This window comes from Vibrio sp. 10N.222.46.A1, assembly GCF_041473595.1.
GTDB lineage: Bacteria > Pseudomonadota > Gammaproteobacteria > Enterobacterales > Vibrionaceae > Vibrio > Vibrio tasmaniensis_A.
This window is the reverse complement of record NZ_JBFRSN010000906.1, coordinates 1-5,649: the sequence shown is the minus strand read 5'-3', so window position 1 is coordinate 5,649 and position 5,649 is coordinate 1. Positions and strand designations below refer to the sequence as shown.

7 protein-coding genes are annotated in these 5,649 nt (G+C 45.5%); 1 reads left to right on the top strand and 6 read right to left on the bottom strand.

The window, feature by feature from the left end; genetic code table 11:
- The 6 genes from AB4496_RS21745 to AB4496_RS21720 all read right to left on the bottom strand — a co-directional run.
- Window positions 1-731: heme ABC transporter ATP-binding protein (locus AB4496_RS21745; RefSeq protein ID WP_372131946.1), on the bottom strand; the 731-nt coding region annotated here is incomplete at its 3' end.
- Entirely contained in the window at window positions 731-1,768 is a 1,038-nt protein-coding gene (locus AB4496_RS21740) for an iron ABC transporter permease (protein ID WP_032555081.1), read from the bottom strand. The genes AB4496_RS21740 and AB4496_RS21745, both read right to left, overlap by 1 nt.
- Before the next feature lie 142 nt (window positions 1,769-1,910).
- Window positions 1,911-2,801: a hemin ABC transporter substrate-binding protein gene (locus tag AB4496_RS21735; protein WP_009845735.1), complete on the bottom strand. Its 891-nt coding sequence runs from the start codon at window positions 2,799-2,801 to the stop codon at window positions 1,911-1,913.
- Window positions 2,802-2,976: 175 nt separating this feature from the next.
- Complete coding sequence (locus AB4496_RS21730) at window positions 2,977-3,390, bottom strand: biopolymer transporter ExbD (RefSeq protein ID WP_009845734.1); 414 nt, start codon at window positions 3,388-3,390, stop codon at window positions 2,977-2,979.
- Window positions 3,387-4,088 (bottom strand): MotA/TolQ/ExbB proton channel family protein, encoded by a 702-nt coding sequence (locus AB4496_RS21725; RefSeq protein WP_009845733.1) that lies wholly within the window; start codon window positions 4,086-4,088, stop codon window positions 3,387-3,389. The genes AB4496_RS21730 and AB4496_RS21725 overlap by 4 nt, the downstream gene beginning before the upstream one ends.
- Before the next feature lie 2 nt (window positions 4,089-4,090).
- Window positions 4,091-4,852, bottom strand: coding sequence for an energy transducer TonB (locus AB4496_RS21720; RefSeq protein WP_009845732.1), 762 nt, complete (start codon window positions 4,850-4,852; stop codon window positions 4,091-4,093).
- Window positions 4,853-5,012: 160 nt separating this feature from the next.
- Here AB4496_RS21720 and AB4496_RS21715 point away from each other — a divergent pair.
- Window positions 5,013-5,649, top strand: a 637-nt coding sequence (locus tag AB4496_RS21715; protein WP_372131944.1) for a radical SAM protein, incomplete at its 3' end; no start/stop codon positions are given.

The window sequence follows — 5,649 nt, the reverse complement described above, 5'->3', positions numbered from 1 at the left end:
ATACTTGTGTAGCCGTACACATCTTCAATCATCGAAGGCTTAAGTGCTTCCCAAGGGCTGCCATCGCAAACTAAGTTTCCCTCTTTCAAAACTACCAATCGATCTGAGTATTGAGCGGCTAGGTTTAAGTCATGCAAAACTACGATAACCGCTGCGTTGTGGTTGTCGGCTAACTCTCTCGCGATCTTTAACGTGTTGTGCTGATGGGCAAGATCCAGTGCTGATGTGGGTTCATCAAGCATCAAGATACATTGGTCACCAGAATAGTGAAGTTGGGTTAGTACTCGAGCCAAGTGAACACGCTGTTTTTCACCGCCAGATAGAGAAGGGTAGAGTCTTTTACTTAGGTGAGACACATCGGCAACATCCATTTTCTGGCTAGCTATGCTAGTGAGCTTCTTGTTGGACTCTTGCAACGGGATACCACCAAGCTCAACAACTTCATGTGCCAGAAAGGGGAAGGTCAAGGTACTGTGTTGAGGAAGCATCGCTAAATGTTTCGCCAACTTCTGCGAAGGCCACTTATCTTTGGTGTGTCCAAAATACTGAATATCACCAGTGCTCGATATCTCCTGACATAAAGCTTTCAGCAGCGTACTTTTTCCTGCGCCGTTTGGTCCAAGTAGTGTGGTTACCTTTCCTGCTTCAATCTCAATAGAAACGCGGTCTAAAATCACTTTGTTGCCAAACTTCACTTCGATGTCGGTTGCTTTTAACGCTGCAGGAAACATTAAAGGATTCTCCCTTTCTGTTGAAATAGTAGATACAAGAAAAATGGAGCACCGATGATTGCAGTGACAATGCCAACTGGCAACTCAGCTGGTGCCAGTGCCACGCGAGAGAACATGTCTGCAGCTGTTAATAGTAACGCGCCTAATACCGCAGACAATGGGAGTAGGACTCGATGATCTGGGCCCGCTAACATGCGGCCTAAATGAGGAATAACCAGTCCGATGAAGCCAATCATGCCAGACAAGCTAACCGTGATACCAACGCCTGCGGCAGTCAGTAGAATGAGCTTTCGCTTGAGTTTCTGTACTGGGATGCCAAGGTGTTGCGCTTCTGACTCGCCCAGTAATAGAGCATTCAGTGACATTGCTTGGCGGTAGAAAACAACAAACAACCCAACGAGCGTGACAGCAGCAAGTAAAATGCCGGACCACTTAGCCCCCGCCAAAGACCCCATCGACCACAACGAAAGATCACGCAGCATTTGGTCATCAGCAATGAAATTCAAGAAGCCAATACCTGCGCCTGACAATGCACTGATCGCAACACCCGCTAATAACATGATGGTCACCGAGGTACCGAATTTTCCCGTACCTAGCTTATAAACTAGCAGGGTGGTTAAAGCGCCACCTAAAAAGGCAAATACAGGTACGGCCGCAAAGTTCATGAAAGCAGGGTATTGCAATGAAAGTTCAGAGAAAAGAACAATAGCCAACGCCGCGCCTAATGCAGCTCCGGCAGAGACGCCTATGACCCCAGGTTCCGCAAGCGGGTTTCGAAACAGCCCCTGCATGACGGCACCACATAATGCGAGAATCGCGCCTATTAGCATACATAAGATGGTTCTCGGTAAACGGATCTCTTGAATCACTAAATTGATGTGGGGAGCTAAGTCATTGCTGGGTTGGAATAGGCTGGCTGCGCTGTCAGCTAAACTAATGTTCATTGGCCCTACAGTAATGGAGAACAGTGCAACGAAGACTAGGGTTGCACCTAGGCCTAACATCGATGTTTTCAGTGGGACGGATCGTAGCAACATAAGGGGCCTCAATGTCTATCATCCGCTTCAATGCTCATCACGACTCTGCGAAAAGCGAGGCGGTGATGAGCATTGAGCAAGCAACAGTAAAAATAGGGTGGTTGAGCTATAGCGGGTAGATAAGCTATAGCGGGTAGATAAGCTATAACGGGTAGATAAGTGCGTTTAATCGCTTCGCTTCAGAAAGGCTTTCAAGACCAAGCCCTCCAACTAGAGCGCTGCCCTTTACGGTAATGATTTGCTTGTTCATGCCTGCTGGCGTTGCCGCTAGCATAGGTAACGATTTAAGAATGGCATCAGCGCCGCCCATTTTCTGGTAGCTACGGCCACTGACTAAAATCACATCTGGTTGCATTTCTACCAGTGATTCCATCGATAATGGCTTGTATGACGTTAGGCTTTGAGCCGCAGGGTTAACACCGCCAGCCAGTTCAATGATCGCGTTGGGTGATGTTTCACCGCCAGCAACATTTGCAGGACGGCCTTCATGCAGTAATAGGAACAGAACTTTCTTCGCTTCGTTGTTTGGTACTTGATTCGCTTTCAGTGCTGCGATTTTTTGATTCACTTCGGCTTTCACTTGCTGTGAGTGATCTTCGGTATGCGTTATCTTAGCTATTTGGTCGATTCGCTTTAGTAGCCCTTCAACGTTTGCTTCGGTGTTAACGATCTCGACATCGATACCCACAGATTTTAATTGAGAAATGGCATTGTCTGGCCCCATCTCATCTGAGCCAATCAGTGTGGTTGGCGATAAGGCAATCAATCCTTCTGCAGAAAGGTTTCTGTGATAACCAATCTTTGGCAGCTTTTTTGATTGAGGTAAGCGACTGGTCACATCAATTGCAATCAACTGCTCTTCAGCACCCAGAGCAAGAACTAATTCGGTAACGGCACTGCCAGCACTGATGATTCTAAGTTGTTTTACGTCGTCAGCGTTGGCGATAGGCGCAGCAAGTACCAACCCCATCGCCGCTATTGCGAGTAAATGTTTGTTGTTCTTTAATTTATTGAGCACTTTTAAGTCTTTCATAATAATTTATTTGTACTTTCTTTTGATGGAACGTAATCGCGAAGATGCTTTGTGAACAGCCTGTCCGCATGTTGAGTTTGAATTGATAGAGAGCTGGCTTTGGTTATTTGGTCTTATCAATCAAGAGTCCAATCTCATAAAAGGTGCTAGGTCTCATGAAAATTTAAGAGTCGTTCTAGCCTTCCTCCGTGAGTAGTTGGGTTGCTGGAATGCCGTTTTCTTGTAAGAACGACAACAACTTCACTAAGTTCTCTACGTTAGCTGCTTTATCGGCGCCAATGATGATTGGCTTCTTATCCGATGTGCCCGTTTCTTCTAACAGTGCGATCTTAAAATTTTCCCAGTCGATGTACTCTTGGCCGTTGATCGCCCAGTAAGGTTCGTGATCTAAGATATTGACGCTAATTGAATCTTTATGAACTTCAGAAACGTTTTTAATATCAGAACTCGGAAGCTCCACTTCTAATGACTCCAACTTCACTGATGCTGTCAGCAAAAGGAAAACCATCACGATAAATATAATGTCCAGTAAGGGTGTTAAATCCGGAACTAAGCTCTGTGTTTGAGATGAGTGTGGCGTTTTAATCATGCTTGGCTCACATCACCGATAGAGGCTTTGCTGACAGGAGTAGCTTGAGTGTCGCCAGACTGACTGGTTTGAATTGACATGCCTTCTAGCCAAACATTCACATAATTCAGAGTGTGTTCTAACTGAGCTAGCACTCGATCGGCCCATAGCCCGAGTAGTTGTGCTCCTGAAATCGCAGGAAGCGCAATCATCAAACCCGCAGCAGTGGTTCTCATTGCTAATCCAAGGCCGTCTGCCAAATCATTAGGTGTGATGCTGCCTGTTGTAGCGGCAACGCCTTTAAACATCTCAATAAGCCCAAGTACTGTGCCAAGCAGGCCAATTAGCGGACTGATGACGCCGATCAAGCCAAGCAGTCTTAAACCAGCATGAAGCTGGTGGCGTTTCTCTTGTAGCCAAATCCCTGCTGCATCTTCACGTAAACCTTTTGAGAAAGAGTGGTGAGCAAGCAGCATCGACACGCCCTTGTACAGCAGAGGTCGTTTACCAGAAATAGATTGTGCTAATGCTTCGATTTCTTTGCTATTGGTTGGTGAAATCTGATTGAGTTCATGACGAATAGCGCGTTTGCCAACCCCAATGCTTAGCATGACTTGGAAGATACGCTCTGCGATGATCATTGCTGTTAATGCTGAACAGATTAGAAGAGGCCATGTCATTAGGCCAAGTTGATCTTGTAAGTAACTGATTTGTTGCATGGTTAATCCAACTTAAAACGAACAGGTATTTGCACACGGTGAGCAATTGCTCGACCATTTACAGTATGAGGTGAGAACTTCCATTTCTTAATGGCTTTCAAGGCAGCGTTGTCGAGCATTAGTGCGCCTGATGAGTTGACTAATGCCTGTTTAATTTGTTTTCCTTCAGCATCTAACCAGATCTCATAAGTTGCGACACCTTCAACGCCTCGGCGCCTTGCTTGGCGTGGGTAGCTTGGTGGTGTTGGACGAGCTGAAAAAGAGGGCCTAGTGATTAACACCGGCTCTTGGTTAGATACGCCTTGATTAACTTGTCGAGGTTGGTTGGCGGACTCGTCCATATTTTTATCGACTTTTTTGTCGGCCAGCTTTTCTGGTTGAGTCACCGGTTTTTTTTGAATCGGCTTTTTCTCGGCTGTCTTCTCCACAACCTTTTTCTCTACTTTCTTGGGCTGAGGTTTATTGGTGATCGCTTTTTTCTTTGGTGCAGGTTTAGCTTGCTTTGGCTCTACTGCTTTCGGTTCGACAGGTTTAGGTTCTGGGTGTGAGACCGTTTCCTTGATTGGCTCAGGCTCAACTGGCTCTGTAACGGTTTTTTTCTGATCTTGTGAGGGAGCGCTCTTTGGAGTGAAGTTGATCGATACCGTGTTCGATTGGCTACCTGCAGGCATTGCAAAGACTTTGGATTCTTGAGCGACAAATAACATCGCCGCATGAATCACTAACGATGCACCGCCTGCAATAACATATCTAGGTACGTTCACATTCAATCCTTCACCAAATCTAAAATATGTATCGGATTATTGCTTAGAATCTAAATAAGATCAATTATCAATTGCATTATCATTTGCGTCTATTTATGATTCTCTCAGTTTTAGCAAACAGTCTTCCAGGCTTTGCTATATAAGTGTTTAGAGAGATTATATGAGCGTTGATATACATAAGTTTGATGAATCAATTCTGGGCATTTCTAGCCCAGACCCACTTCGTTTTGCATTTGCCAAAAAGCAATCTGCACATGCTGGGGGAAGCTCAATCCCGGTCGACCCGAGCAAGAAATTGGAAATCTTTGATGAATTGATGCTGAGTGAAGGAAAGAAACAGGATAAACGTTGTTTGTATATCCATATTCCTTTTTGTCGCGTGCGTTGTACGTTCTGCAATTTCTTCCAAAATGCCGCAAGCCGTAAATTAGTGGATGAGTATTTTGATGCACTGATGGTTGAGCTAATGCAAAAAGCCAAAACCTCTTGGGCTCAGTCTGGACTATTTCACGCCGTCTATATTGGTGGTGGAACACCCACCGATTTATCTCCTCTACAAGTTGAGCTGTTAGGTAAGGCTATTCGTCAACACTTCCCATTAGCGAACGATGTGGAAATGACCTTAGAAGGGCGGATTAATCGATTTGGCGACGAGATGTTTGCTCGTTCGCTGGAAGGTGGCTTCAATCGTTTCTCATTCGGGATTCAAAGTTTCAATACTCAAGTTCGACGCAGTGCTAAGCGCTTGGATGACCGAGAAGTTGTGTTGGAACGTATCAGTTCACTGAGTCGCACTG

What these genes read in the sequence shown, in the direction of transcription:
- AB4496_RS21740 (WP_032555081.1), bottom strand. Translation starts at nt 1,768, where the DNA reads ATGTTGCTACGATCCGTCCCACTGAAAACATCGATGTTAGGCCTAGGT.
- AB4496_RS21735 (WP_009845735.1), bottom strand. Translation starts at nt 2,801, where the DNA reads ATGAAAGACTTAAAAGTGCTCAATAAATTAAAGAACAACAAACATTTA.
- AB4496_RS21730 (WP_009845734.1), bottom strand. Translation starts at nt 3,390, where the DNA reads ATGATTAAAACGCCACACTCATCTCAAACACAGAGCTTAGTTCCGGAT.
- AB4496_RS21725 (WP_009845733.1), bottom strand. Translation starts at nt 4,088, where the DNA reads ATGCAACAAATCAGTTACTTACAAGATCAACTTGGCCTAATGACATGG.